At 70.6% G+C, this 25946-nt stretch carries 19 protein-coding genes; 3 read left to right on the top strand and 16 right to left on the bottom strand.

The annotated features are described in order from the left end of the window. Positions 1–13: 13 nt before the first annotated feature. From SSMG_RS04080 to SSMG_RS04050, 7 genes are all read right to left on the bottom strand, one after another. On the bottom strand, positions 14–1243 hold the full coding sequence (locus SSMG_RS04080; RefSeq protein ID WP_009073056.1) for an ROK family transcriptional regulator: 1230 nt from the start codon (positions 1241–1243) through the stop codon (positions 14–16). A gap of 342 nt (positions 1244–1585) precedes the next feature. Continuing rightward, positions 1586–2593, bottom strand: coding sequence for an NAD(+) diphosphatase (gene nudC, locus SSMG_RS04075; protein ID WP_009073054.1), 1008 nt, complete (start codon positions 2591–2593; stop codon positions 1586–1588). Continuing rightward, positions 2593–3984 carry a pitrilysin family protein gene (locus tag SSMG_RS04070; protein WP_009073052.1) on the bottom strand — a complete coding sequence of 464 codons (1392 nt, stop codon included), beginning with the start codon at positions 3982–3984 and terminating at the stop codon, positions 2593–2595. The genes nudC and SSMG_RS04070 overlap by 1 nt, the downstream gene beginning before the upstream one ends. Then, on the bottom strand, positions 3981–5273 hold the full coding sequence (locus tag SSMG_RS04065; RefSeq protein ID WP_009073048.1) for a pitrilysin family protein: 1293 nt from the start codon (positions 5271–5273) through the stop codon (positions 3981–3983). The genes SSMG_RS04070 and SSMG_RS04065 overlap by 4 nt, the downstream gene beginning before the upstream one ends. Before the next feature lie 9 nt (positions 5274–5282). Beyond that, entirely contained in the window at positions 5283–6803 is a 1521-nt protein-coding gene (locus tag SSMG_RS04060; protein WP_009073046.1) for a DUF2207 domain-containing protein, read from the bottom strand. Further along, the gene (locus tag SSMG_RS04055; protein WP_009073044.1) at positions 6800–7906 is read right to left on the bottom strand and encodes a hypothetical protein; all 1107 of its coding nucleotides are present in this window, start codon (positions 7904–7906) and stop codon (positions 6800–6802) included. Before SSMG_RS04055 ends, SSMG_RS04060 begins: the two co-directional genes overlap by 4 nt. Before the next feature lie 4 nt (positions 7907–7910). Beyond that, on the bottom strand, positions 7911–8759 hold the full coding sequence (locus SSMG_RS04050; protein WP_009073042.1) for an RDD family protein: 849 nt from the start codon (positions 8757–8759) through the stop codon (positions 7911–7913). A gap of 50 nt (positions 8760–8809) precedes the next feature. On the opposite strand from SSMG_RS04050, the gene SSMG_RS04045 reads away from it, so the two are divergent. Then, positions 8810–9814 carry a stage II sporulation protein M gene (locus tag SSMG_RS04045; RefSeq protein ID WP_009073041.1) on the top strand — a complete coding sequence of 335 codons (1005 nt, stop codon included), beginning with the start codon at positions 8810–8812 and terminating at the stop codon, positions 9812–9814. Positions 9815–9871: 57 nt separating this feature from the next. Here the strand turns inward: SSMG_RS04045 and SSMG_RS04040 are convergent, their stop codons facing one another. From SSMG_RS04040 to SSMG_RS04020, 5 genes are read right to left on the bottom strand one after another with little or no spacing between them, the layout of a single operon-like run. Then, entirely contained in the window at positions 9872–11152 is a 1281-nt protein-coding gene (locus SSMG_RS04040) for a DUF58 domain-containing protein (protein ID WP_009073038.1), read from the bottom strand. Next, positions 11153–12103 carry a MoxR family ATPase gene (locus tag SSMG_RS04035; RefSeq protein WP_086024867.1) on the bottom strand — a complete coding sequence of 317 codons (951 nt, stop codon included), beginning with the start codon at positions 12101–12103 and terminating at the stop codon, positions 11153–11155. Between the two features lie 11 nt (positions 12104–12114). Further along, positions 12115–13254, bottom strand: coding sequence for a DUF4350 domain-containing protein (locus SSMG_RS04030; RefSeq protein ID WP_037712481.1), 1140 nt, complete (start codon positions 13252–13254; stop codon positions 12115–12117). After that, on the bottom strand, positions 13251–13883 hold the full coding sequence (locus tag SSMG_RS04025; protein WP_086024946.1) for a DUF4129 domain-containing protein: 633 nt from the start codon (positions 13881–13883) through the stop codon (positions 13251–13253). The genes SSMG_RS04030 and SSMG_RS04025 overlap by 4 nt, the downstream gene beginning before the upstream one ends. After that, entirely contained in the window at positions 13880–15163 is a 1284-nt protein-coding gene (locus SSMG_RS04020) for a hypothetical protein (protein ID WP_037712475.1), read from the bottom strand. The genes SSMG_RS04025 and SSMG_RS04020 overlap by 4 nt, the downstream gene beginning before the upstream one ends. Positions 15164–15361: 198 nt before the next feature. Here SSMG_RS04020 and SSMG_RS04015 point away from each other — a divergent pair, with 198 nt between their 5' ends. Next, positions 15362–16537 (top strand): neutral zinc metallopeptidase, encoded by a 1176-nt coding sequence (locus tag SSMG_RS04015; RefSeq protein ID WP_199785793.1) that lies wholly within the window; start codon positions 15362–15364, stop codon positions 16535–16537. 37 nt (positions 16538–16574) lie between these two features. Here the strand turns inward: SSMG_RS04015 and SSMG_RS04010 are convergent, their stop codons facing one another. Beyond that, entirely contained in the window at positions 16575–17045 is a 471-nt protein-coding gene (locus SSMG_RS04010; RefSeq protein WP_199785792.1) for a hypothetical protein, read from the bottom strand. A gap of 678 nt (positions 17046–17723) precedes the next feature. Further along, positions 17724–18806 (bottom strand): TrkA family potassium uptake protein, encoded by a 1083-nt coding sequence (locus SSMG_RS04005; RefSeq protein WP_009073026.1) that lies wholly within the window; start codon positions 18804–18806, stop codon positions 17724–17726. Positions 18807–18912: 106 nt separating this feature from the next. Here SSMG_RS04005 and SSMG_RS04000 point away from each other — a divergent pair, with 106 nt between their 5' ends. Next, entirely contained in the window at positions 18913–19296 is a 384-nt protein-coding gene (locus SSMG_RS04000) for a DoxX family protein (RefSeq protein WP_009073024.1), read from the top strand. Between the two features lies 1 nt (position 19297). On the opposite strand, the gene SSMG_RS03995 is transcribed toward SSMG_RS04000, so the two are convergent. Next, positions 19298–22672, bottom strand: a complete 3375-nt coding sequence (locus tag SSMG_RS03995; protein ID WP_009073022.1) for an ATP-dependent DNA helicase — start codon at positions 22670–22672, stop codon at positions 19298–19300. Continuing rightward, a complete protein-coding gene (locus SSMG_RS03990; RefSeq protein ID WP_286156931.1) occupies positions 22669–25875 on the bottom strand; it encodes an ATP-dependent DNA helicase in 3207 nt (1068 codons plus the stop codon). Before SSMG_RS03990 ends, SSMG_RS03995 begins: the two co-directional genes overlap by 4 nt. Positions 25876–25946: the final 71 nt, after the last annotated feature.

The following is a 25946-nucleotide window of genomic DNA, read 5'->3' as shown; positions in this document are numbered from 1 at the left end:
CCTTCGGGTGGGTCTACTCGGTCGGGGACGGGGCTTGCTCTCCGGCGGACCGACGCGGCCCGAGGAGTGTGGGGGTGACGACGCCGAAGACGTCCTCACGGGCGGTGGCGAGCGCGGACTGCAGCGCACCGGCGCGCACCGCGTTGCCCTGCACCGAAGCGACGCCGACGGGCGTGCGCGGCAGGACCAGTTCGTGCAGCTTTTCCGCGACGATCCCGGCGAACTCGTCGCCGCCGGCGCGGCTGGTCTCGCCGCACAGCAGGATGAGCTGCGGGTCGGCGACCGCGACGAGGCTGGCGACCCCGCTGGCGACGCGCCGCGCGAAATCGTCCAGAAACCCGAGGTGCGCCGTACGACGAGCCTGCGTGACGGCGTCCCATCCGCTGTCCGCGGTGATGCCGTGTGCCTTGGCGAGCCGGACGATCGCGGACGAGTCGACCAGGTTGCCGTACCGGGCTCCGGCCGACGGCCAGCTGTCGCCAGTGTCCACAGTGGCCGGATCGGGGACGCGCATCCAGTCGATCTCGCCGCCGCCGCCGGTCGCGCCGCGCAGCAGCCGCCGTCCGATGACGACCGCGCCGCCGACGCCCTCGGACAGCCACACCAGCACGAAGTCGTCGACGTCCTGCGCGTTGCCGACGGTCATTTCTTCGACCGCGACCAGGTTTACGTCGTTCTCGATCTTGACCGTCACGCCGAGTTCGTCGCTCAGCCGCTTCGGCACGTCGAACCCGAGCCAGCCCGGGATGTGCGGGGCCGACGACAGCAATCCGGTGCGCGGGTCGAACGCGCCCTGCGCGCCGATGACCACATTGGCCAGATCGTCGAGCTGCAGGCCCGCGGCCTTGGCGACCCGGCGCAGCGCTTGCCCGAACGACCCGACGACGTCCGCGTCCTCGGCCACCGGAAGCTGCACGCGGTACTCGGCCAGCACGGCCCCGGCGACGTCAGCGACCACGAAGTCCGCGACCCGCGGGGTGAGGTCGACGGCCGCGACGTGCGCGAGCGCGCCGTTGACCGCCCACAGCTGAGCGCGCGGCCCGCGTCCGCCACCGGCGCGCTCCCCCGCCTTGCCGACGAGATTTTCCTGCTCGAGGCGGGTGAGCAGCTGCGCGGTGGCCGGTTTGGACAGTCCGATGGCGGCCTCGAGCTCGCCCCGGGTCATCGGCCCGTTCCGCAGCAACGCCTCGATCGCCGCGCGGTCGTTCATCTCGCGCAACGTTCGCGGACTGCCGGCTCGCACCTGGCTGCTCCTTTATTAGGAAACTTTACAGACGGTTTTCCGGGACTGTAGTGAGCGCGGCCACACGGCGTCAATGGGCTCGGGAAACAGCGGGGTAACGGCTTGATACCGCGGGATGTCGGCGACCGGCACAGGGTGACCGGGCGAGCGCGGACCGTACGCGGTCCAGACCAGCGGACCGGGGTGGTCCGGGAAACGCGGTGGCTCGCGACGGAGCCAGCTACGCGTTCAGGCTGCGCGGCGAAAGCCGCCCTTCACGGCTTCCCGACCCCCAGAAAGCCGTGAAGGGCTCCTTGAGGGAATCAGATTCCCTCAAGGAGCCCTTCACGGACCGGCCCGGGATCACTCCTCGGCTTCGGCCCAAGCCTTCAACATCACGCGGGCGATCGACGAGTTCCCCGGCAGCAGGAGATTCGACGCGCCACCGGCGATCGGCGTCGGCACTCCGGTCCCGGCATTGCGGAACGCCGTCCGGACGTCCTCTCGGGACACCCACAGCGCTTCCTCGATCTCGCCGTCGGCCGGGACCAGCGGCGCGTTGCGGTCCGCGCGGGCGGTGAAGCCCAGCATGATCGAGCGCGGGAACGGCCACGGCTGACTGCCGAGGTAGCGCACGTCCCGCACCTCGATCCCGGCCTCCTCGCGGATTTCGCGGACGACGCAGCCCTCCAGGGACTCCCCCGCCTCGACGAATCCGGCGAGCACCGAGTACCGGTCCGGCGGCCAGATCGGCTGGCGCGCGAGCAGCACGTGCGAACCGTTGACGCCGTCGAGGTCGTGCACCAGGCAGATGACCGCCGGGTCGGTGCGCGGGTATTCCTCGTGGCCCTTGGCTTCGCAGCGGCTCGCCCAGCCGAACTGGATCAGCTGCGTCGGCGAGCCGTCGCGGGTGCAAAACCGCGACTGCCGCCGCCAGTGCCGCAATGCTTGCGCGGTGGTGAACAGCCCGGCCGACGTGTCGTCCAGCTGCTCGCCGTACCCGCGCAGCTCGACCCACAGCTCGCCGTTGGCTCGCGGGACCTCTTCGATCACGCCCCAGCTGCCCGCCAGCCGCACACTGTCGACGTCGCCTTCGATGCTGCCGGGCAGCGACCAGTAATCGATGTCTTCCCACTCGCCGAGGAACACCGCGTCGGCGGGCGGTTCGGTGCCGAAGTCCATCGCCTTGCGGGTGGACAGCGCGGAGCCGCCCTCGACGACCGGCGTGCGGCCGGTGTCGTCGAGCAGCACCACGCGGGCTTCGGACCACTTCGCGGCGAGCCGCTCCGGGTTGGTGCGCAAGGTTTCCTGACGGTCCACTGTGGAACGGGACAGCGTCGGCAGGGCCCCTAGTTCGAACGGAACGCTCATCAGTCCTTCTCGCTCGTGGAAACTCCCAGCGCGGCCAGCTTCGGCGCGAGCAGCTCCGCGTCGCCGACCACGACGCCGGTGAACCGGCCAGGGGCGAAGAACTCCGCCGCGGCTTCGGCGACCTGGTCCGCGGTGACGGCCGCGAGCCGCTCCGGGTGGCTCTGCAGCCACTCGATGCCGAGACCGTTCGACGCCAGCGCCATCAGCTGTCCGGCGAGCCCGCTCTGCGACGACGTGCCGGTGACGAGCGAGCCCATCGCGTACTGGCGCACCGATTCGACCTCTTCGGCCGTCGGCGGCACGGTGCCGAGCCGGAACAGCTCGTACCGGGTTTCCAGGTACGCCGCCGCGGTGACCTCGTTGGCGGTGTCCGCGTCCACATTGACCACTGCGGTGTCGCCGGTGAACTCGAAACCCGAGTGCGCGCCGTAGGTGTAACCCTTGTCCTCGCGGATGTTTTCCACCAGCCGCGAGGAGAAGTACCCGCCGAACGCCAGGTTCGCCAGCTGCAGCGCCGGGTACCTCGGGTCGACGCGCGGCACCGTCTGCGCGGACAGCCGGATCTGCGACTGCACCGCGCCGGCGCGCGGAACCAGCAGGACGTTGCCGCCGGTCAGCGTGGGCAGCGGCGGCAGCACGACGGCCGACCGGTCCGACTTCCAGCCGCCGAGCGCACGCTCCAGCTCGGCCGGAACCTCTTGCGGGTCAAGGTCTCCGACCAGCACGAGCACCGCTCCGCGCGGCAGCACCGAGGCGTTGTGCAGCGCGCGCACCTGCTCGGAGGTCACCTCGGCGACGTCCTCGGCCTGCGGGACCTCGCGGGTCACCGGATGGTCGCCGTACCGGTGCTTCTGCAGTGCTTCGCGCGCGATGGTGCGCGGCTGCGTGCGCGAGACCGCGATGCGCTCGATCAGCCGCTCCCGCTCGCGCGCGACCTCCGCGTCGCCGTACGTGGCGCCGGTGAGCACGTCGCCGAGCACGTCCAGCAGCGTCGGGAGGCCGTCGGACAGCGCGGTGCCGCCGAGGTACAGCCGCTCCGGGTCGACGCCCGCGTTGAGGTCGCCGCCGATCAGCGCGACCTCGGCGTCGATTTCCACCCGGTCGCGCCGCGCGGTGCCGGTGAGCACGGTTTCCGCGAGCACCTCCGCGGTGGCCGCGTGCATCGCGTCCTCGCCCGCGAACGGGATCCACAGCCGCAGTTCGACCATCGGGACGCTCGCCTTGCGCACCGCGAGCACGCGCAGCCCGTTGGAGAGCACAGTGTCCACATGGGACAGATCGGCGGCGGCGCGCTGGTGCCCGAGCGAGGGCAGCGGACGCGGTCCGGCGGCGGTGCGGCCGATCTCCTCGGCGCTGCGGTGTGCGGCTTTGACCTGTTCAGCCGAGGTCACTGTTCCGTCCCTTCGGTGCTTGCGGGCTTCACGACGAGCACGGCGCGCGCATCCGGACGCAGCGCCTTCGCCGCCGCCGACACGGCCTCGCCGGAGACCGCGGACAGGCGGTCGGCGAGCTGGTAGACGAGCGACGCGTCGCCGTAGAGCAGTTCGAACGCGCCGAGCGCCAGCGTGCGCGACACGAGCCGGTCGTGCTCCGCGTGCAGGCTCGCCGCCCAGCGCGCGGTGACCTTCTTCAGTTCCTGGTCGTCCGGCGGCGTGGACGCGAGCTTCTCCAGCTCCTCGTCCAGCGCGGCCAGCACGCGCTCGCGCGGCACGTCCGGCGGGTGGATCGCGGTGATGGTGAACGTGTCCGGATCGCGCGCCTCGAACGGGCCGAACAGCCCGGCTCCCGCGCCGACGTCGACCACCAGCGGTTCGACGTGCACCAGCCGCTGCTGCAGCCGCGAACCGTCACCGTCGGTGAGGACGCCGGCGAGCACCAGGTAGGCGAGGTAGCCGTCGAGGTCGTTGATCGGGTCCGGCATCCGGTAGCCGATGGCCAGCGCGGGCAGCGGCGCGTGCGGGTCGGTGTGCTCGCCGTTCAGCTGCGCGGTGGGCAGCGGTTCGGAGAACGACGGACGGACCGGAGCCGGCCGGTGCGGGACGTCGCCGAAATGCTTCTCGACGAGCGCCTTCGCCTCCTCGACCTCGAAGTCGCCCGCGACGGTCAGCACCGCGTTGGCCGGCGAGTAGAAGGTGTCGAAGAAGGCGGCGCAGTCGTCCAGCGTCGCGCCCTCCAGGTCCTCGAAGGCGCCGTAGCCGTCGTGCGCGTTGGCGAAGGTGGAGTACAGCACCGGCGGCAGCAGGATCCACGGGAATCCGCCGTACGGCCGGTTGCGCACGTTCAGCCGGATTTCCTCCTTGACGACCTCGATCTGGTTCGCCAGGTTCTCCGCGGTCAGCTTCGGCGCGCGCATCCGGTCGGCCTCGAGGAACAGCGCGCGTTCCAGCGCCGCGGCGGGCAGCACCTCGTAGTAGTCGGTGTAGTCCGGGTGCGTGGAACCGTTGAAGGTGCCGCCGCTGGACTGCACGTGCCGGAAGTGCGCGAGTTTCTCCAGGCTTTCGCTGCCCTGGAACATCAGGTGCTCGAAGAGGTGCGCGAAACCGGTCAACCCCTCCGGCTCGGAGCGGAAGCCCACGTCGTAGTGCACGCTGACCCCGACCACCGGCGCGGTCGGGTCAGGAGCGAGCACCACGCGCAGACCGTTGTCGATCGTGAAACGGAAGAGCTCGGGATCGGCCATGCCTCCACCCTACGCAGGCGCGGGAGTCTTCGGCTCGTCCGGTCGGAGGTGCCTCGCGCCCTCGAACGCGACGGTCAGTGCGGCCACGAATCCGCTGGTCCGCGCCAATGGCACGACGTCCTCGCCGGAGGCCCCGTACCAGTACGCCGACAGCGAACAAGCGTTAACTAGCCAAGCGTCCGCTTCGCCCAGCGCGTACGCGTACGGGAGCGCGCGAGAGACGAGCAGTTCATCGTCCGGTGCCTCCATCGTGCGCAGCTGCGCGTTGAGCCCAAGAAGGCGGTCTCGGAGGTCTAGGCCTGCCTTCGTTCGCTCCGGCAGAAGGCGAGCGGCTGCCGTCACAGCGATGCCGGTGGCGAGAAGCACCAACCCGAGTTGTGCGTAACCGACGGTGAAGGCCAGCAGGACGGTGAGGAAGACGCCGTACCCACATAGCCGCGGGCCGACCTTCGACAGTCGCTTCGGGGATCGCCAACCGCGACGGACCGTGTCGGCGACTAGCTCGGGTACGCCTGCTTCGCGTACTTCCGCGAGCGTCGCGGCTTCGCCGGGCACAGCGGCTGCGTACACCGCGCGCTCGAAGGCGGTTAGGTGTTCGTCGGGCGGGTTGCGGCGTACGAGGACCCAGTTGCGTGGGCCGTCTTCGCTGACCCATAGATAGTTACGGACGCATAGGTCGAGCACTGTCGCGGCTAGGTCGACGGAGCTGACGCGTCCGGTGAGAAGCGGTCCTACGTGTCCGGGGAGCACGCCTTCCGGCGAAGAGAAGCGGCCGTTGTCGAGGAGCGGTACGGGGATGGCGTGCCCAGGCTGTCGGTCGCGTCGACGGAGTACGAACACGGCGACGGCACCAGCGAGCGACAGCACGGCGAAGGCCAGCCATGCCCACCACACCGGCGCAGTCGCGGCGAAGGGACCGGAGGGAAGGAGCTTCTCGGTCGCGGCGACTGTGCCGCCGGGCAGTTCGGCAGTCAGTTGGACGCGAGAGCCGGGCTGAAGTTTCGGCACCGAGACGCGGGTCAGGCCGGAGTGGTCGATCTGCGCGGCACCGCAGCGGGTCGTCGAGCCGGGCGGACCAGCGAGGCAGCTGAGCGCGTCCGGGACGGCGGGCGCGGCGAAGGTCGCCCGGACCAGTTCGAGGCGAGTGTCCCAGCCACTGGCGACGTCCCAGGTCACGTGCTCGACGCCGAGGCTGGTGCCGACCGTACCGTCCACTGTGTACCGAAGCACGGACGTTCCGCCGCGCAGGTAGAAGGTCACCTGGTCGTTGCCGGTCTCGGCATTGCCCGCGCCTTCGATGCTGATGTCGCGGATCCCGAGGACGCGGTCGTTGGCGCGCAACGGGATGGTGCGGGTCATCGACGTGTCGCGCGGGACCGAGACTGCTTCGGTGACGGACAGGCTGCCGTCCCGTTGGACCTTCAAGGCGACTTCGACGCTCTGCGGCAGGCCCGGCAGCGACGGCTGGTCCTGCGCCGCGGCGGGGGTCGCCGAGAGGAACGGGATCAGCAGCAGAGCGGCGAGTTTCATTGCGCGGACACCGCCGAGCGTCGTTCGGCCATTGCCTGGATCGCGTCGATCTCCACCGCCAGCGGAGATTCGGCCCGCCTCGCCGGACTCCCCAACGCGCGGCCACGCCGGGGGTGCACCAGCGGAGCGGCTAGGAAAGTGGCGATTCCAGCGATCAGGAGCGCGACGCCGATCAGCGCCTCGCCGACGGTGAGGGCGAGGACGACGGTCGTCACGATGCCCGCAGCGGCCAGGATGAGCCCGGCTCGGCGGACGTGCGGTTGCCTCGCGGACAGCCAGCCATGGCGATGCGTTTCGGCGTCGAGAAGGGCGCATAGTTCTGCCTGATCCGGCCGTGCGGCAGCGAGCGGACCCGGCGGGAAGGCGCTCTTGACCGCTTGTTCGAACGGCGTGAGCGGATCGGCTTCGCCATGACTGACCTGACCGTCGGCGATGCGCAGATGCCCGCGGGCGACGAGATCGAGGACCGTGGCGGCGAGGTCGAGTTCACCACGCTGCCTGATGCGGAGACGCAACACGCTGGCACCGATGAGCAGGTAGAGCACCAACGCAAGACCGCTGAGGACAGAAGGAAACCCCGGCGCGAAGACGGCCAACGGTCCAGTCGGGACAAACTGGGCGTTCTCCGGCAATGGTCCGGTTTGGACGGCCAAGTCGATCCGATCCCCTTGGCGCAGGCCGTTTTGCTCGGCATGCGCTCCCCCGCTCCGGAGTTCGGAGAAAGTGCACTGCCGAGACGATCCGGGCTGACCGGCGTAGCAATCCGCGGCGGACACTCCCGGCCCGCTGAAGGCGGCGGTGACCCGGTCGACCGCACGATCCCAGCCCCCGGTGAGCTGAAACCGCACCTGCCCGCCAGCGGCGACCGCACCGTCCACTGTGTACGTCACGGTCGCCGGCCCGGTGACCGTGACCGTCGTTCCGTCGGCGGTCGCGGCGCCGGAGAGATGCAGGTCAGTGATCGAGTAGAGCCGGTCCTCGTCGTCGGTGACGGGGACGCGCTCGGCGATGCGGTGGCTAGCTGGGGCGTCGGTGACGATGCGCTCGATGACCGTGAGCTGACCGTCCTGGGCAGTGGTGACGGTGACGTCGTCGGCGAGCATGACCTCAGCTCGGCGGGGTGAAGGGGTTGTCGGACTTCGGCGGGGCCGGAGCCGGAGGCGGAACCGGCGGAGGCGCGTAGGGACTGTACTGCGGCGGCGCGATCCGGGCGTGGTCGCGGTTGCGGCGTTCGGCGAGCACCGCGGTGAGGAAGACCCACGGCGGCATCCCGTACGGCAGCGGCACCTCGATCGCCGCCGAAACCTGCTGCGCCAGGCCGAAGCCGAGCGACGCGGCCGCCTCCGGGCGCAGGTCGTGGTAGCGGCCGAGGTACTGCCGGGAGGCCATGGCGAGGTCGTCGGTGAGGCCGCTGAGGTCGAAGTGCGCGGCCCACGCTTCCAGCCCGGGCGGCATCGTGAGGATCGCCTGCGCCGACTGCGGCACGCGTTCGCGGATCACCAGGGTGCCCGCGAGGTAATCGCCGACGCGGCGGCCGTTCGACGACGTCAGCGACACGATGACGGCCACCGCGCCGAGGAAGCCCAGCGCCCAGAAGTCGACGAAGAACCCGGCGAGCCCGCGAGTCAGCGCGTGCCGGAAGCTGATCGGGCCGCCGTCGAGGCGCACCACGCGCAGGCCGAGCGCGAGCTTGCCGAGCGAACGGCCGCGGCTGAGCGTTTCGAACAGCACCGGGTAGCCGATCACGACCAGCACGAACATGGTCAGCATCAGCGCGACGGTGAGCGCCGAGTCGAACGACCCCGCGGTCAGCATCAGCGCGACGAACACGAGCAGCAGCAACGCGGCCTGGACGAGGACGTCGAGCAGCATCGCGACCGCACGGCTGGCGAGCTTCGCCACCCGCAGGTCGAGGACGACGGCCTCACCGGTGACGAGATCGGACTCTTCCTGCACGAGGCCAGCGTAGAGCGCCTGCCTCTATCCTGGGGCGGAGGAGGTGGCCGGTGGACGTCGACGTGTTCGTCGCGGCGCACAGCGCGGAATGGAACCGGCTCGGCGAACTCGCCGGACGGCGCAGGTTGACCGGCCCGGAGGCGGACGAGCTGGTCACGCTTTACCAACGCACGGCGACGCATCTGTCGATGATCCGCTCGACCGCGCCCGACCCGGCCCTGCTGGCCAGGCTGTCGGCGCTGGTCGCGCGCGGCCGTTCGGCGGTCGCCGGCTCGCACAGCCCGGCCTGGCGCGAGGTCGGCCTGTTCTTCACCCGCCGCTTCCCGGCCGCGGTGTACCTGAGCCGCCGCTGGTGGATCCCGGCGGCGCTGGTGTCGGTCGCGGTGATGGCGGTGCTGGGCGTGTGGATCGCGGGCGACCCGCAGGTGCGCGCGTCGCTGGTCTCGCCGGACGAGGTGAAGGCGATGACCGCGCCGGGCGGCCAATACGAGACGTACTACTCGAACGGCCCAGCGGCGTCGTTCGCGGCGAAAGTGTGGACGAACAACGCCTGGGTGGCGGCGACGTGCCTGTTCCTCGGCGTCGCGCTCGGCCTGCCGGTGATCGGCGCGCTGTGGATGAACTCGCTGAACGCCGGGGTCGCGATCGGCCTGATGTCCTCGGCAGGCCGCGGCGATGTCCTGCTGGGCCTGCTCCTGCCGCACGGTTTGCTGGAACTGACGGCGGTGTTCATCGCGGCGGGCACCGGTCTGAAACTGGGCTGGACTGTCGTGGACCCGGGCCGCCGCTCACGCAGCGCGGCACTGGCCGAACAGGGCCGTTCGGTGGTGGTGATGGCGCTGGGACTGGCTTGTGTGCTGCTGGTGTCGGGCGTGATCGAGGCGTTCGTGACGCCGTCGGGCTGGCCGACGTGGCTGCGGATCGGGATCGGGGTGGTGGTGGAGCTGCTGTTCCTGACGTACGTGTTCACCCTGGGCCGCCGCGCCGCCCGGGACGGCGAAACGGGAGACGTGGACCGCCGAGCCGCTGGGGACGCTCTTCCGGAGGCTGGCTAAAAGTCCGTGAAGGGCTCCTTGAGGGAATCTGATTCCTTCAAGGAGCCCTTCACGGACCTACAACCGGCCTGCGGCTTTCAGGGCCAGGTAGCGGTCGGCGAGCGCGGGCGGAAGTTCCTCCGGCACCGCGTCCACCACCCCGACCCCGTGCCGGGTCAGCCAAGCCACCGAAGACTCCCGGTCCGCCAGCGCCCGCTCGGCCGCGGCAGCGTCGTACACCGCCTCCGCCGACCCCCGCGAAGCCGCCATCTCCGCTACCCGCGGGTCCGCGACCGAAGCCACCAGCACCTCGTGCCGCGCGGTCAGCGACCCGAGCACCGGGAACAACCCCTCCTGCAGCGGGGCCGATTCCAGCCCGGTCAACAAAACCACCAAAGCCCGCCGACGGGTGCGGCGCAGGACTTCCGCCACCATCCCCCGCGCGTCGGTCTCGACCAAGGACGGCTCGATCGTCGCCAAGGCGTTCACCAAAGACGGCGTCGAAGCGTTCGGCACCGAAGCCCGCACCCGGCGGTCGTAAGCCACCAGATCGACCCGGTCCCCCGCCCGGGAAGCCAGTGCGGCCAGCAAAAGCGCCGCGTCCATCGCCGCGTCCAACCGGGGTGCGTCGCCGACTCGGCCCGCCGAGACGCGGCCGGTGTCCAGCACCAAAACCACCTGGCGGTCGCGTTCCGGACGCCACGTCCGCACCATCACGTCCGACGCGCGGGCCGTCGCGCGCCAGTCGATCGACCGGACGTCGTCGCCGATGACGTACTCGCGCAGGGAGTCGAATTCCGTTCCCTGGCCCCGGATCAGCACCGCGTTGCGGCCGTCCAGCTGTTGCAGCCGGGCCAGCCGCGACGGCAGATGCTTGCGGCTGTGGAACGGCGGCAGCACCCGGACCGTCCACGGCACCTCGTGCGAACCCTGCCGCGCGGCCAAACCCAGCGGGCCCACCGCGCGCACGGTCACCCGCGCCGCGACCCGGTCGCCGCGGCGGGTCGGGAGCAGCGCGGTCGTCAAGGCACGCCGTTCGCCGGACGGAACCGCCAGCGCGTGCCGGTCGGCGGCACCGGCGCTCGGCGGCCAGGCATCCCGCAGCGAGCCGCGGACGGTGCGGCCGCCGGGGTTCGTGACGGTCAGCGTGACCTCGGCGGGCTCCCCCAACCGGACGGACGTAGTGCCGCTGCGCGAAAACCGCAGCGCCCGCACGCTTCCGGCCAGCACGAGGTCCACGACAACCAGCACCAGCAGCACCGCGACCACGATCGCGACGCCGGTGCCGGACGGGAACAGCAGCCCGACCACCAGCGCACCGAGGAGCGCCAGCAGCCCGAGCCGCCCGGTGACTGCCATTTAGCGCGGCACCGGCACGGAGGCCAGCACCCGGTCGAGGACGCCGTCCGCGGTCACGCCTTCGAGTTCGGCTTCCGGCCGCACGTCGAGACGGTGCCGGAGCGCCGGACGCGCGAGCGCCTTGACGTCGTCCGGCGTCGCGTAATCCCGGCCGGACAGCCACGCCCACGCGCGCGTCACGGTGAGCAAAGCCGTTGCGCCACGCGGAGAAACCCCGATGCGCACTGCCGGGAGTTCCCGCGTCGCACGGCAGAGGTCGACGACGTAGCCGATCACTTCCGGACCGACAGTCACCTTCGCGACCGCCTCCCGCGCGGCAGCGAGATCCGCCGCACCCGCGACCGGACGCACGCCCGCCGCGGCGAGGTCCCGCGGGTCGAAACCCTGTGCGTGCCGCCAAAGAATGCCGATCTCGTCTTCGCGCGACGGAGCCGGCATGGTCAGCTTCAGCAGGAACCGGTCCAGTTGCGCCTCGGGCAACGGGTAGGTGCCCTCGTACTCGACCGGGTTCTGCGTCGCGACCACGACGAACGGATCCGGCAGCGGACGCGAGACGCCGTCGATCGACACCTGCCGCTCCTCCATCGCCTCCAGCAGCGACGACTGCGTCTTCGGCGGCGTCCGGTTGATTTCGTCGGCCAGCAGCAGATTCGTGAAGACCGGGCCCTCCCGGAAGGAGAACTCACCGCTGTGCGCGTCGTACACAATGGACCCGGTGACGTCGCCCGGCATCAGGTCCGGGGTGAACTGCACGCGCGTCGTCTTCAGGTCCAGCGACGCCGCCAACGCCCGCACCAGCAACGTCTTCGCGACGCCGGGCACGCCTTCCAGCAGCACGTGCCCCCGGCAGAGCAACGCGAGGATGAGTCCGGTGACAGCCGCGTCGTTGCCGACCACAGCCTTCCCGACCTCGGTGCGCAACGCGATCAGGGCCGCCCGCGCGTCCTGCATCTGTTCGGTACTCAAGAACGCTCCACCTCTCGTTCCACCGCGTCCAGTTCGTCCGCCAGCCGCACCAGCGCCGCCTCGTCGGACGGCGACGGGCCGTACAGCACCGCCCCGACCTCGTTCGGCGCCCGGCCGGTCCGCGCGCTGACGGTCTCCACCACCGCGGGCGGGCCGGCGTCGCGCGGCAATCCCAGTCTCTTCCGCAGCCGCGTCCGGGCCGCCTCGCGCAAGGTTTCCGCCGCGTGCCCGGCCGCGCCGCCCCGCCGGTACAGCCGGGCCCGGCCCTCCGCCGTTTCCGCCGACCGCACGACCACCGGCAGCGGTTCCCGCACCACCGGACCGAGCCGCCGCGCGCGCCACAGCGCGAAAAGGACGACCGCGATTCCCGCGGTCAGCGCGCCGTACCGCCAGCCGGGCGGAATCAGGTCGACGAACGGCTTCTTCTCGTTGTCCAGCGCGGGGTCCGAGGTGGACGGCACGTACCAGACCAGCTTCCGGTGATCGCCCAGCAACCGCATGCCGAACGCGGCGTTGCCTTCCTTGGCGATCTGGTCGTTGGTGAACGCTTCCGCCGAGCCGAGCACGCTCACCGTGCCGGTCCGGTCCGCCAGCTGCACGAAAGTCGGCTCGCCGCCGTCGCGGTAGCAAGCCCGCGCCGTCTCGTCGTCCGTGCGGTAATGGCGTCCGCCGAGCGTGACCGAGCCCGCGCTGACCGCCGCGCCGACCGTGCATTCCGGTTGCAGCGTACGGACCTCTCCCGCACCCACCGCGGAAACAGTCGGCGCGGTCATGCCCAACGCCGTCGATCCGGGCGCGACGAGCACGAGGTGCGCGACCCGGCGACGCAGATCGGCCAACCCGTCCTTCGGCACCAGCTGCGGATCGGTGATCAGCAGAGTTCCGCTGTCGGCGGCCTCGCGCGCCTCGGCGAGCGAATGTACGGCGCGAATCTGCACGCCCTCCTGTTCCAGCAAATGCGCGAGAGCGTGGCTGCCGCGCGGTTCGTAGGAACCGGGGTCGAACTCGCCGCTGGTCTGCTTGCCGTAGCTGAGCACGATGGCCAGCGCGATGAGCACGATCAGCAGGAGCAGCGCCAGCGGAACCCGGGCGCCCCGCCAGATCCGGCGCAGGTCCGGCGAAACAGCGGTACTCATGTGTCCGCCAAAGCCGGTCGCGCGCGCTGAACGCGTCCGTCCAATTCGGACAATGTGCGGTACCCGGCTTCGGTACCCGGCCGTCCGCCGTAGTGCACGTCGTCGAACTGCCGCGCGGCTGCGGTGAGTTCGGCCGCCAGATCCGGCAGGAACCTTCCGGCTTCGGCGACGGCTTCGTCCGCGGTCCGCCCGGAGCGGACGTCGAGCAGCGCGCGCTCTTCCATCCCCCGCACGAGCGCGCGGAACCGGTCCCGCACCGCGTCCGCGAAATCGCCGCGCGCCGCGGCTTCCTCGGCGGCCTTCCGGTATTCGTCCGCGGTGCGGCGCCGTCCGCTGAACACCTCGCCGGACGTTTTCGCCGACCGGCCGACCTTGCCCACCCGCAGCCGCACGACCACGATCAGCACGATCAGCAAGGCCAGCACCAGCAGCAGGCCCAACGGGCCGCCGGGCACGTCGGACAACGCGTTGAACAGCTCGGAAACGAGCCGACCGAGCCATCGCCAGAATCGTTCGAGAAGACCCGGCTGCGCGGCCGCGTAATTCGGGTCGGTCAGTTCCTGGACCGCCCGCAGGCGGGCGGGGTCCCGGTCGATGTCGACCGGGACGTCGGCGAGAAAACCGATCACCACGCCTGCTGCGGCGGCTGCGGCGGCTGGATGCCCGCCGCCCTGGCCAGTTCGATGTCCATGCCCTCGCGGCGCATCCGCTGGTCGATGTAGAGCACCACGGTGACCAGCGCGGTGAACGGCATGACGATCGTCTCCGCGATCACCTTGCCCACCGACTGCAGCACGAGATCGCCGGTCGTCACCTTCGGCAGCGTCGCCTGCGGGTTGAAGAGGCCGCTGAACGCGCCCGAGCCGATGCTGAACGGGACGCTGATGATCGCCGAGATGATCCAGCCGATCACGCCCGCGAGCAGCAGCACCCCGAACACCCGCCAGAACATGCCCGACACGAGCTGCCGCGACCGCGTGAACGCCTGCCCGATGGTCCCGCGTTCCAGCACCAGCGCGGGGCCGGTGAGCGACCAGAACACATACGGCAGCACGGCGGGAAGCAGACAGAACGCCGCGGCGACGATCGTGGCCAGCGCGTAAAGAACGGTGACCGCCAGCAGCGGCAGCAGACGCGGCGCGGCTTCGCGCATCGCCGAACCGAAGTCGACCGGACGGCCGAGCACCGCCTTGCCCATCACCACGGTCAGGAAGCCGGTGAGGAAAGTCTGCGCCAGCATGGAGATCACGAGCGTCGGCAGCAGCGCGGTGAGCGCGGAGCCCAGCAGGCTGTACGCCGCGTCGAGCTGCTGTTGCTGGGTCGCGGCCGGGCCGAGCTGAGCGACCCGGTTGAAATCGGGCACCAGCCACAGCGACACGGCGAGGTTCAGCCCCGCCGAGACCACCGCGACGACCGCGGCCACCCCGAGGATCAGCAGCGGATACCGGCGGATCGCGGTGATCGCGCCGTCGAGGATGTCGCCGACGTTCAACGGGCGCAACGCGATCACGCCCGGTTTGCCCAGTCCGTTCGGGTTCCAGCCCGGGCCGGGACGGCCGCCGCCGGGGTACTGCGGAAGCGGCTGCTGGCCCGGGGATTGCCACTGGCCGCCCGGAGGAGGCGCCCCGCCGGGCGGCGAGAACGAACCGGGCGGCGGCGCGCCAGCGGGGTTTTCGCTGGCAGGCGACGGATTCGCGCCGGTCGAGCCCGTCCCGGCAGGCGGATTCGACCCGGCCGAAGCGGAGTTTTCCCCTGCGGAAGACGAAATTCCGGAGCTGGCGCCGGACGTGTCCGTTTCGCGGTTCTCCGGCGGGGTGGCAGGGGACGCGTCCGAATCGGGGCTGGCGAAGCCCCGGCTCGGCGTAGGCGTGTCGTCCCCCGGCCCGGACGCACCGGGTGAGTTTGTCATCGGAGCCCCTCGTCTGCACGGCCCTGCGGTTGCTGCCGTCACTCTTCCAGAGCCGTCCGCACCCGGCCAGACCTGGGGGGACGTCCGGGCGGGGCGGCAGTCCGGCGAAGTGGTGCGGCGGGCCGGGCGTCCCCCGATATGCTGAACGGCAAGCCGGGGAACGCCCGGCCCGCGCCGAGACCCACCGGGACTGCCCTGATGACGCAACCGCCCTACGGCCAGGTGCCGCCACGCGGGACCGTTCAACCGCCGCCGGTGCCGGGCCAAGGACCGGTGCCGCCCGGCCAGTACCCGGGGCAAGGCTCCTACCAGGCCCAGCAGGGACAGGCGCCGTACCAGGGGCAGCAGCCGCCGTTTCAGGGTCCGCCGCCGCAGGGTCCGCCGTGGCAGCAGCCGTCCTATCCCGTGCCGCCGCGCAAGCCGACCGGGCTGATCGTCGGGCTGTGCCTCGGCGCGGTCGCGGTGCTGGCGCTGGGCGTCGTGGCGATCGTGTCGCTGAACCGCGGGTCCGGGCCGAGCAACGCCGGTTACCAGGCCGCGCCGCCCTCGCCGTCGTCCGCCTACGAACTGCCGCCCACCAGCGGTTCCTCACCCTCTTCGAGCGCGCCGACGAGTCCGTCGGAAAGCCCGAGCACCTCCACCAGCGCGGGCCCGCACAAGATCCTCAAGCTGGCCGACCACCCGATCCTGCAGGACCCCAACGCCGGCCTGCAGAACCTCGTCTGCAACCTGCCGCCGTGGACCAGCACGCAGGACGGCGCGGAAGCGTTCTTCACCGCCGCGAGCAAATGCCTCGACGCGGCGTGGGGCCCGTTCCTCGAGTCGTACCACCTGCCGTTCACGCCGCCCGCGCTGCACTTCCCGACCGGGCCGAGCTTCGACACCGAATGCGGCACCATCCAGGTCGGCATCGCGACCGCGGCGTACTACTGCGAGAACAACCTGTACGTGCCGTTCAAGGGCCTGCAGACCGACCAGTACGGCAACAACCCCGGCGTCTACCTGGCGCTGTTCGCCCACGAGTACGGCCACCACGTGCAGGAAGTCGCGGGGATCATGGACGCCGCGTGGCAGAAGATCTACGCGGCCGGGCAGAACAGCCCCGAGGGCCTCGAGATGTCGCGCCGCAAAGAACTACAGGCGCAGTGCTTCTCCGGAATGTTCCTGGGCGCGCACGTCGACCGCGGCGGCACGATCACCCGCGACATGTACAACAAGGCCTGGAACGACCAGGAAACCCGGGGGGACAACACTTCCCGCAGCCACGACCACGGCACCAACGCGCATTACGCGCAGTGGTGGCGGGCCGGGGCGAAGGACAACCGGATCGCGGACTGCAACACCTTCGCCGCCTCCGCGGCGGACGTCAGCTGACCCGGTTTGCCCAGCTGGTTCGTGCGGTTTCGGTGCTTCAGCTGAGCAGCGCGAGCTTGCCCGGCCCGCGGATGACCAGGTAGGCGTACATCCCGCCGCAGAAGCAGGCGAACACCAGCAGCGCCAGCGCGACCGGCGCACGCAGGTCCTGCGCGCCCGTCGTGGTGTCCGGCATGGTGACCGAGACGAGGCCGTCCGCCGGGGCGTCGTCCGGGACCAGCACCTGGAGATGCTCGTCCTTGCCGTGCCCGCAGCTGTCGAGGGTGCCCTGGCGCGGTTTGCCGCCGAGCTGGAACGAGACCGATTCGGCCGCGCCGGGAACGGAGCAGTCGACGGCCTTGGTGATCTGAGCGTCCACCGGCGCGCCCGGCGACTTCGGCTGGATGCCGAGCAGCCCCGGACCGGCGAGCCACGCCAAGACCACGACGAGCACCCCGGCCGCGACCGGGATGCCCACCTGAAGCCACCGCTTGACGAGGCTCTTATGCGGGGGGTCGGAAACCTGCACGACGCCATGCTTCCAGATGCCGGGGGCAAAACCCAGTGAGGCGCCCGCGCACGGGGGACCCCCGGCTGGACGGGGTCCGCAGCCGCTCCCGCCGCCGCCCGCTGACCCCTCCGCTCCACCCCGCCGCTCCGCACCCCAGGCACCGCCCCAATGCCACTTTGGGTGCATCTCGCGCACCCAAAGTGGCATTGGGTGCGTCGCATGCACCCAATGTGGCATTGGTTGCATCCCACGCACCCAAAGCGGCGTTCGGTGCGCCAGATGCACCCAATGTGGCATTGGGGCTTTCCCGGCACCGCGACCGCCCGCGAGCCATCGCACCCCTGCCGACGCGACGGCCCGCATTGGGCATCCCGGGGCCGGGAGCGCAGCCGCTCCCACAGCCGCCCGCCGACCCCTCGGTTTCGCCCGCCGCCGCACACCCCAGCACTGCCCCAATGTGGCATTGGGTGCGTCCCATGCACCCAAAGTGGCGTTCGGTGCATCCCATGCACCCAAAGTGGCGTTCGGTGCATCCCATGCACCCAAAGTGGCGTTCGGTGCATCCCATGCACCCAAAGTGGCGTTCGGTGCGTCAGATGCACCCAATGTGGCATTGGGGCTTTCTCGGCACCGCGACCGCCCGCGAGCCATCGCACCTTGCCAGCGCGACGGCGTGACGGCGTGACGGCGTGAACCTCAGCGTTCGATGTGGTCGACCTGAGTGACCTTCTTGACGTACAGCAGCCGGTCCCCCGGTTCCAGCGCGTCCGCCTGCGGGGCGTCCACCCGGTAGAGCACCCCGTCGCGCACCACGCCGAGCACGATGTCCGGCAGGTGCCGCGGCGATCCGCCTTCCTCGCTCGGCTCGATGCTGCGCTCGGCGATCGCCAGGCCCGATTCCGGGGTCAGCAGGTCCTCGACCATGTCCACCACGAGGGGGCTGGACGTCGCCATCCCGAGCAGCCGCCCGGCGGTCTCGCTCGACACCACGACCTGGTTGGCCCCGGACTGCTTCAGCAGGTGCACGTTCTCCGCCTCGCGCACCGACGCCACGATGTGCGCCTTCGGAGCAAGCTCGCGCGCGGTGAGGGTGACCAGCACGGCGGTGTCGTCGCGGTTCGGCGCGACCACTACGGCCCGCGCGTGCTGCACGCCCGCGACCCGCAGGACGTCCGCCCTGGTCGCCGATCCGTGCACGGTGACGAGGCCGAGCGCGCTCGCCGCGTCCAGCGCCTGCTGGTCGGTGTCGACGACCACGACGCGGTTGGCCTGCACCTCCTCGTCGCCGAGCAGCGCGTTGACCGCCGAGCGGCCCTTCGTGCCGAAACCGACGACGACGGTGTGGTCACGCACCTTCGTCCTCCACTTCTGGATTTTGAACGCCTGCCGGGAGCGCTCGGTGAGCACTTCCAGGGTGGTCCCGACGAGGACGATGAGGAAGAGCACCCGCAGCGGCGTGATCACGATGACGTTCACCAGCCGCGCGGACGCGGTCGCCGGCGCGATGTCGCCGTAGCCGGTGGTCGAGAGGGAAACTGTCGCGTAGTAAAGCGAGTCGAGGAGCGAGAGGCCGTCGCCGTTGGCGTCGCGGTAGCCGTCCCGGTCGAGGTAGACGATCAGCACCGTGGCCAGCAGGGCCAGCAGCGCGCCGATGATCCGCTTGACGATCGACCGCATCGGGCTGACCGTCAGCTCCGGCATCCGGATCACGCCGACGAGCTCGTGGTCGGGCCGGTCGTTCAACCGGACGTTCAGGGGCAGCCGTTTCAAGGCCTTCATGCACCGGCTCCCCGCGGGCGTTCGGCGTCACTCACAGCCGGGAGGATAACCCAATCGGAGCACCCGCACACCCGTCGCGGCGATCATGCTGTGGCAGGCTTGCCGCATGTCCGAGCCTCGCGCGTCGCAACGTCCGGCGCATTTTCTCGCTGCTCTGCTGGCCGGGGCGGGCGTCCTGCACTTCGCCCGGCCGAAGCAGTTCGACGCGCTGGTCCCGAAGGAATTGCCCGGTGACCGGCGCACCTGGACGTACGCCTCCGGCGTCGCCGAGCTGACCGTCGCGGCCGGGATCGCGCTGCCGCGCACTCGTCGGCTGGGCGGATTGGCGGCGGCGTTGCTGTTCGTCGGGGTGTTTCCGGGCAACGTGAAAATGGCCTTGGACTACCAGCGACGCGGCCGTCCGGCTCGCGAGCGCGCGGTGGCGTGGCTGCGCTTGCCGCTGCAGTGGCCGTTGGTGAGCTGGGCGCTGACCGTGCGCGATCGGGCCTAGCTCACTCCTGCGGAACGTTGCGCAGCAAGGAACGCAGGCCTTCCGCGTCCAGCAGATCGGCCGGGCGCAGCGTGTGTCCATGTCGGACATAGTGGAAGGCCGCGCGCACCCGCTCCACCGGAACCTTCTTCAGCGCCGCCCACGCCAATCGGTACGCGCCGAGCTGAATCGCCAACGCTGGCAACCGTTCCTCGGACGGCACGGAGCCGGTTTTCCAGTCGACAACAGTCCAACCGCCGTCGGGATCCGCGTACACGGCGTCCATCCGGCCGCGCAGAGTGATGCCTTCGATGTCCGCGGAGAACGGCACCTCCACCGCGAGCGGGACCCGGTCGGCCCATTCGCTGTTCTCGAAAGCTTCTTGCAGGGCTTCGAAATCGGTGTCCGGTGCTTCGCCGACGTCGGCCGCGCCGGGCAGGTCGTCGATCTCCAGCAGCCGGTCGCCGGAAAACCGTTGCTCCAGCCAGCTGTGGAATGCGGTACCGCGGCGAGCGAAGGTGTTGGGCGGCAACGGAAGCGGACGACGCAGCCGTTGCGCGAGAGCGTCCGCATCGGACGCCAGGTCGACCAGCTGGCTCACGCTCAGCTGCGCGGGCAGCGCGACACGATCCACTGTGGACTGCGAGCGGGCGCGTTCGGCGAGGAGAACGTCGGTGTCGGCAGCCCAGCCGTCCGGGTCTTCCGGATCGATGACGTCCTCGTCGTCTTCGAAGTATTCGTCGTCTGGCGGGTAGTCGTCTTCCGGTTCCGGCGGCAGCGGGATTTCGTCGTCGTCGGCCGCCGGAAGCGGCTCGGCTTCCGGTTCGGGCTCGGGTTCCTCTTCCAGCGCGGCCATTTCCGCCAGCAGCAGCTCCACGCCGGTCGCCACGCCGGACCGCCGGTCACCGAGCGGGTCCACCGGCCACTGCGCCGTCCGGGAGTCCGCGACCAGCGGGTTCTCGTCGCCCTCCTCCGGTTCCTCGGCCCAGACGTCCACGACGCCCAGCGGCGGATCGGCCTCGTTCATCACTTCGGCGATCTCGGTCAGGAAGATCGACGGTCCCTTAGCCCGTGTGCTGCTTTCGTTCCACCAATGTCCGGAAACGAGCAGCGCACGCTCGGAACGGGTCAAGGCGACGTAACACAACCGTCGTTCCTCGTCGGCTTCGCGCGCGACGAACCCTTCCTCGTGCAGCTCCAGCGCTTCCTGCACTTCCTTGCGGTCATAGCCTTCCGAGATCTGCAGCTTCGGCAGATCCGCCGCGTCGCCCCGCAAATGCGCGGGCAACGCAGTGGACGTGCGCAACCACGAAGACGAACGACGCTTGCCCGGGAACACCTCAGCGACCAGATGCGGGACCGCCACCACTTCCCACTCCAGCCCCTTGGCGGAGTGCACGGTGAGCACCTGCACGCGATCCGGAACCACCTGCACCTCGCCAGGCGTGAGGCCGTCTTCCGCGTGCGCCGCGGTGTTCAGGTAGTCCACAAAGGACAAAAGAGTCGCCGTCGGCGCGGTCTCCGCGTAATCGGTAACGACTTCCGCGAACGCGTCCAAATGCGCGCGCCCGGCCGATCCAGGACGGGCAAGCGATTCGACGTCAAGCAGCATCGTGCGTTCGACGTCCGCCACCAATTCCGGCAGCGACTGATCCAGCCGCCGTCGCAGCGCGGTCAATTCCGCGCCCAGGCGGCGAATTCGCCGATACCCTTCCGGGGAATAACGCTCTGGCGCACCGGGTTCGTCGACGGCGTCGATCAGCCCGGCTTGTTCCGCGCGTTCGGCGACCAGTTCCGGCTCTTCGCCCTCCTTCGCCCGCGGCTCGGGCGAGGTGAGTTCGTTGGCCCGCCGCCACAACGCCGCGACGTCCGCCGCCGCGATCCGCCACCGCGCGCCGGTCAGCAGCCGAGCCGCCGCGCTGCCCGCCAGCGGATCGGCGAGCACCCGCAGGGTGGAGACCAGGTCGGCGACCTCCGGTTCGTCCAGCAATCCGCCGAGGCCCACGACCTCCACCGGCAGCCCGCGCATCCGCATTTCCGCCGCGATCGGCGCCATGTCCGCCCGGCGGCGCACCAGCACCGCCGCGGTCGGCGGCTTGCCGGAGGCTTCTTTCTCCGCATGCCACCGCTGTGCCATCGCGTCCGCGACCCACTCGCGTTCCGCGCGCACGTCCGGCAGCAGCGCGACCGCGATGTCCGCCGGGCCGGCCCCGTCTCGCGCCCGCAGCCGTTCGACGCCAAGTCCGCGCTGCCGCAACGGTTCCGAGATCGCGTTGGCCAGTTCCAGGATTTCGGGCGGATTGCGGAAACTGGTGAGCAGCCCGAATTCGTGGGCGGTTTCCAGCCGTTCCTCGCCCCGACGCGGGAAGTCGGTGGTGAATCGGGGCAGGTTCGCCGCACTCGCGCCGCGCCAGCCGTAAATCGCCTGTGCCGGGTCGCCGACCGCGGTCACCGGCATCGGCGGATGATCCACGCCGCCGAACAACGACCGCAGCAGCACTCGTTGCGCGTGCCCGGTGTCCTGGTATTCGTCCAGCAGCACCGCCCCGTACCGCTCGCGCTCCCCCGCGACCACCGCCGGATACCCGTCGGCGAGCTGCGCGGCCAGCGACATCTGATCCGCGAAGTCGAGCGCGCCTTCCGCCCGTTTGCGCCGATGATAATCCTCGACCAATGGCAGCAAGGCCAATCGAAACCGTTGTGCTGCCAGAACTTCCTGCAGTTTCACCGGCAGCGACGCACGCTGGCCCTTAGCGCGCGGAGCGTTCTCGATGATCTCGCACAGCCACTCCGTGTACTGCCCGAGCTGCTCCGTCGAAATCAGATGCTCGCCAAGTTCACCGGCCAGCGCGAGCAGCTGCGCGGTGACCGTCGGCGGCACCCGGTCGGTGTCCAGGTCATTGTCCCAAGTGGACACCACGCGATGTGCCAGCTGCCACGAAGAAGTCTCCGACAGCAATCGGACGCCAGGCTGCACCGGAAGCCGCAACCCATGCTCCGACAACAACCGTCCGGCATACGCGTGATACGTCAGCACCGTCGGTTCACCCGCGACCACAGTGGCCCGCAACGCGCCCGACGGATCGATCCGTTCCAACAGCCCCGAACCAGCGAGCCGCCGCAACCGAGCCCGCACCCGTTCGCCAAGCTGACGCGCGGCTTTCCGGGTGAAGGTCAGGCCGAGTACCCGCTCCGGGCTCACGATTCCGTTGGCCACCAGCCAGACCACGCGCGCGGCCATGGTTTCGGTCTTTCCCGCGCCCGCGCCCGCGACGACCAGCGACGGCTCGACCGGCGACGCGATCACGGTCGCCTGCTCGGGCGTCGGACGGTGCAACCCCAGTGCGTCCGCGATTTCCGCGGGTCCGACCGGGTTGGCAACGACCACCGGGCTCACGGTCCGGTCACCTGACGGCCTTCCGGACGCAACGGGCAGCATCCGCGCGCCGGGCACCGGTCGCAGTCAGCGTTCTCGTGCGCCTGATAGTCCGGGCCGACCGCGGCAGCCGCGGCCGAGCGCACGAGTTCCAGCCACTCACGCCCGTTGTCCTCATCCATCGGCGGCTGATCCCGTTGCGTGGCACCGGTTTTGTTGTTCCCCTTCGCGACATACACGAGCTTCGCGCCGCCGGGCGTATTTTTGCCCTCGACCGCGCCCAGCAGCACGGCCAGCTGGTACGCCGCGAGCTGCGGGTGCTTCTCCGCGTCCGCACCGGACACCGGGACCTTGCCGGTCTTGATGTCCACGATCACCGGACGCCCGTCCTTGTCCATCTCGACCCGGTCGACGCGCCCGCGCAGCAGCACCCGCACCTCTTCGTCGCCCATCGGCAACTCGACCTCGATGTCCTGTTCGACCCCGGCCTCGATCAGTTCCTGCCTCGACTTTTCCAGCCACGACACGAAGTTGCGCAGCATCTGCTCCACTCGGGACCGTTCCCGGCGCGAGAACCACGGCGCGCCGGCGTCCACCCGGACCCACGCCTCGTCCAGCGCGGCCTGGATCTGTTCCTCGGTGCTGCCGCCCGCGATCGCCTGCGCCAGGCCGTGCACGAGAGTTCCGGTAACCGCCGCGAGCTGCGCCGGATCACTGCCGCCGTGCCGTTCGATCAGCCAGCGCAGCGGACACTTCACCAGGATTTCCACCGTGGACGGCGAGATCCGCATCAGGTCGCCCGGACCGTGCACCGGGTCCTCTGTGGACGCTTCCGGCAACCCGTACCAGGTGTCCGGATGCGCGCCCGGAACGCCCGCCGCGGCCAACCGGGCGAGCTGTTTCGCCGCCCGCTTCCGCCGCTCGGGATCGGCCTTGTCGTCGCACACGACCTCACGCAACTCGCCGACCAATTCGGCCAGCACGAGCGACCGGCCCGGCGGCTTCATCCGGGAGTCGAGCATGCCGTCGTCCGCGCCGTTCTCCTCGAGGTCGTCGAGGAACCGGGACGGCTGCTCGTCTTCCCCGGCGACCGCGGTGACCAGCAGCGTCCGGCGCGCCCGGCTCGCCGCGAGGTAGAACAGCCGCCGCTCTTCGGCGAGGATCGGCGCGATAGCGGACACCTTGTCGTGTTCGTCCACTCCGGACAGCAGGTCGACCAGCCGCTCGACGCCCAGCAGCGAACCGCGCAGCCGCAGGTCCGGCCACGCGCCCTCCTGCACTCCGGCGACCGCGACCACTGTCCACTCGCGACCCGCCGACGCGTGCGCGGTGAGCAGCGAAACCCCTTCGCCCGGAATGGCCGCCGGAGCGAGCGTGTCTCCCGCGATGTTCTGTGACGACAGGTAATCCGCGAACGCCGCGACGCTCGCCTTGGGCAGCCGATCGGCATACCGGCCCGCCGAATCGAACAACGCGACCACCGCGTCCAGGTCGCGGTCCGCCTGTGCACCGAGCGAGCCACCACGATCCACCAAGCGCAGCAACCGTTCCTGCAGTCCGCTCGCCTGCCACAGCTCCCACAGCACCTGCTCGACGCCTTCGCCGCGACTCACCGCCTGGTGCGTGATGCTCAACAGGTTGCCGACCCGTCGAACCGGCAGCGCCTCGTTGTCCGCGAGACCGACGAGAATGTCGCCGCCCCGCAACGCTTCCACGAGCAGTTCGTCACTCGACCGCTGTCCGCCGCCAGCCAACTCCAGCCGACGCAGACCACGGCGCAACCGCCGCAACGCCAACGGATCCGCCCCGCCGAGCGACGAGGACAGCAGCATCTCCGCGATATCGACGTCGAGCAGTTCCGGCTCCGCGGCGATCCGCAACACCGCCAGCAACGGCCGCACCGCGGAATGTTTCGCCAGCGGCAATTCCTCGGTAGCCGAACCGATCGGCACCCCCGCTGCCCGCAAAGCACGTTGCAACACCAGGAAAGTCCGCGCCGGAGAACGCACCAGCACCGCCATCTCCGACCACGGCACTCCGTCGACGAGGTGGGCCCGACGCAGCTGGTCAGCGATCCAACTGGCCTCCGCTGCCGGGGTCGGCATCAGCCGCACCCGCACCTTGCCGCCGCGCTTTCCCGGCGGCGTAACCAATTTCCGGTGCGGCGAGGCACCCGGCAACGTCGCACCGAGCTTAGCGACCGCCGCCCGGACCGTCGGAGCGAGCCGGTGCGAGGTGGTCAGCATGACTGTCCGGTCGCCGTCGTTGTCGGAATCGGCGAACAGCTTCGGGTCCGCACCGCGGAAGGAAAACACCGACTGATCCGGATCACCGGCCACCACGAATTCTTCCGCGGTGTGCCCGATCGTGCGGATCAGCTGAACCTGCAATGGATCGAGGTGGTGCGCGTCGTCCACGAACAAATGCCGGACCCGACCGCGCTCGCGTTCGCGCAGCTCCTCGTCGTCCTCCAGCGCGAGCAAGGCCGAGGTCACCAGCTCAGCGGCGTCGAGCGCGGGCGCGGCGGGCAGGCCGAGCGCGTTGCCGCCCGCTCCCTGCAGCTGGGTGACCTCCTCGTACTGCGCCCAGAACTGCCCGGCGGCGACCCATTCCTCGCGGTCCTGGCGATGCCCGAGTTCGGTCAGATCCTCCGGCCCGAGGCCGCGTTCGGCCGCCCGCATCAGCAGGTCGCGCAGCTCCTCGGCGAACCCGGGCACGGTCAGCGCCGGACGCAACTGCTCGGGCCAGCTGGTCGCGCCCTCCTCCAGGTCGCCCTCCAGCAGCTCGCGCACGACGACGTCCTGCTCCGCCCCGGCGAGCAATCGCGGCGGCGGCAGCTCCTCGGCGCGAGCTTCCAGGCGCAGCAACGAAAACGCGTACGAATGCACGGTGCGCACGAGCGGTTCACTCACCGTGCGGGGCAGCGGAGACTCCTGATCCGGGTCCGACGTGAGCCGCCGCGTGAGGTCGGCCCGCAACGCGTCCGCCGCCCGGCGGGACGTCGTGAGCAGCAGCACGCTCTCCGGATCCGCCCCCTCCGCGATCCGGCGTGCGGCGGCGGTGGCGAGCAACGCCGTCTTGCCGGTGCCCGGCCCGCCGAGCACGCGACGGAATCCGGCGGGAGCCGACAGCAGCCGGCGCGCGTCGTCGTCCCAGGTGAACGTGGGTGCGACGGGGACCGGCGGGCGCACCAGCCGCGCCTGCCCGTTCCCTGCTCTCCGCACGTGCACATCAGCGATGGAACCATGCCCGCTCACCCGGGTGGCGCACCGGCACACCCCTCGGCGGGACTATC

It is taken from the genome of Streptomyces sp. AA4 (assembly GCF_000158875.1).
Classification (GTDB): Bacteria; Actinomycetota; Actinomycetes; order Mycobacteriales; family Pseudonocardiaceae; genus Amycolatopsis.
The sequence above is the reverse complement of the archived record's forward strand: the minus strand, read 5'-3'. Positions and strand labels throughout refer to the sequence as shown.

What these genes read in the sequence shown, in the direction of transcription:
- nudC (WP_009073054.1), bottom strand. Translation starts at nt 2,593, where the DNA reads ATGAGCGTTCCGTTCGAACTAGGGGCCCTGCCGACGCTGTCCCGTTCC.
- SSMG_RS04065 (WP_009073048.1), bottom strand. Translation starts at nt 5,273, where the DNA reads ATGGCCGATCCCGAGCTCTTCCGTTTCACGATCGACAACGGTCTGCGC.
- SSMG_RS04060 (WP_009073046.1), bottom strand. Translation starts at nt 6,803, where the DNA reads ATGAAACTCGCCGCTCTGCTGCTGATCCCGTTCCTCTCGGCGACCCCC.
- SSMG_RS04055 (WP_009073044.1), bottom strand. Translation starts at nt 7,906, where the DNA reads ATGCTCGCCGACGACGTCACCGTCACCACTGCCCAGGACGGTCAGCTC.
- SSMG_RS04040 (WP_009073038.1), bottom strand. Translation starts at nt 11,152, where the DNA reads ATGGCAGTCACCGGGCGGCTCGGGCTGCTGGCGCTCCTCGGTGCGCTG.
- SSMG_RS04035 (WP_086024867.1), bottom strand. Translation starts at nt 12,103, where the DNA reads ATGCAGGACGCGCGGGCGGCCCTGATCGCGTTGCGCACCGAGGTCGGG.
- SSMG_RS04030 (WP_037712481.1), bottom strand. Translation starts at nt 13,254, where the DNA reads ATGAGTACCGCTGTTTCGCCGGACCTGCGCCGGATCTGGCGGGGCGCC.
- SSMG_RS04020 (WP_037712475.1), bottom strand. Translation starts at nt 15,163, where the DNA reads ATGACAAACTCACCCGGTGCGTCCGGGCCGGGGGACGACACGCCTACG.
- SSMG_RS04015 (WP_199785793.1), top strand. Translation starts at nt 15,362, where the DNA reads ATGACGCAACCGCCCTACGGCCAGGTGCCGCCACGCGGGACCGTTCAA.
- SSMG_RS04005 (WP_009073026.1), bottom strand. Translation starts at nt 18,806, where the DNA reads ATGAAGGCCTTGAAACGGCTGCCCCTGAACGTCCGGTTGAACGACCGG.
- SSMG_RS04000 (WP_009073024.1), top strand. Translation starts at nt 18,913, where the DNA reads ATGTCCGAGCCTCGCGCGTCGCAACGTCCGGCGCATTTTCTCGCTGCT.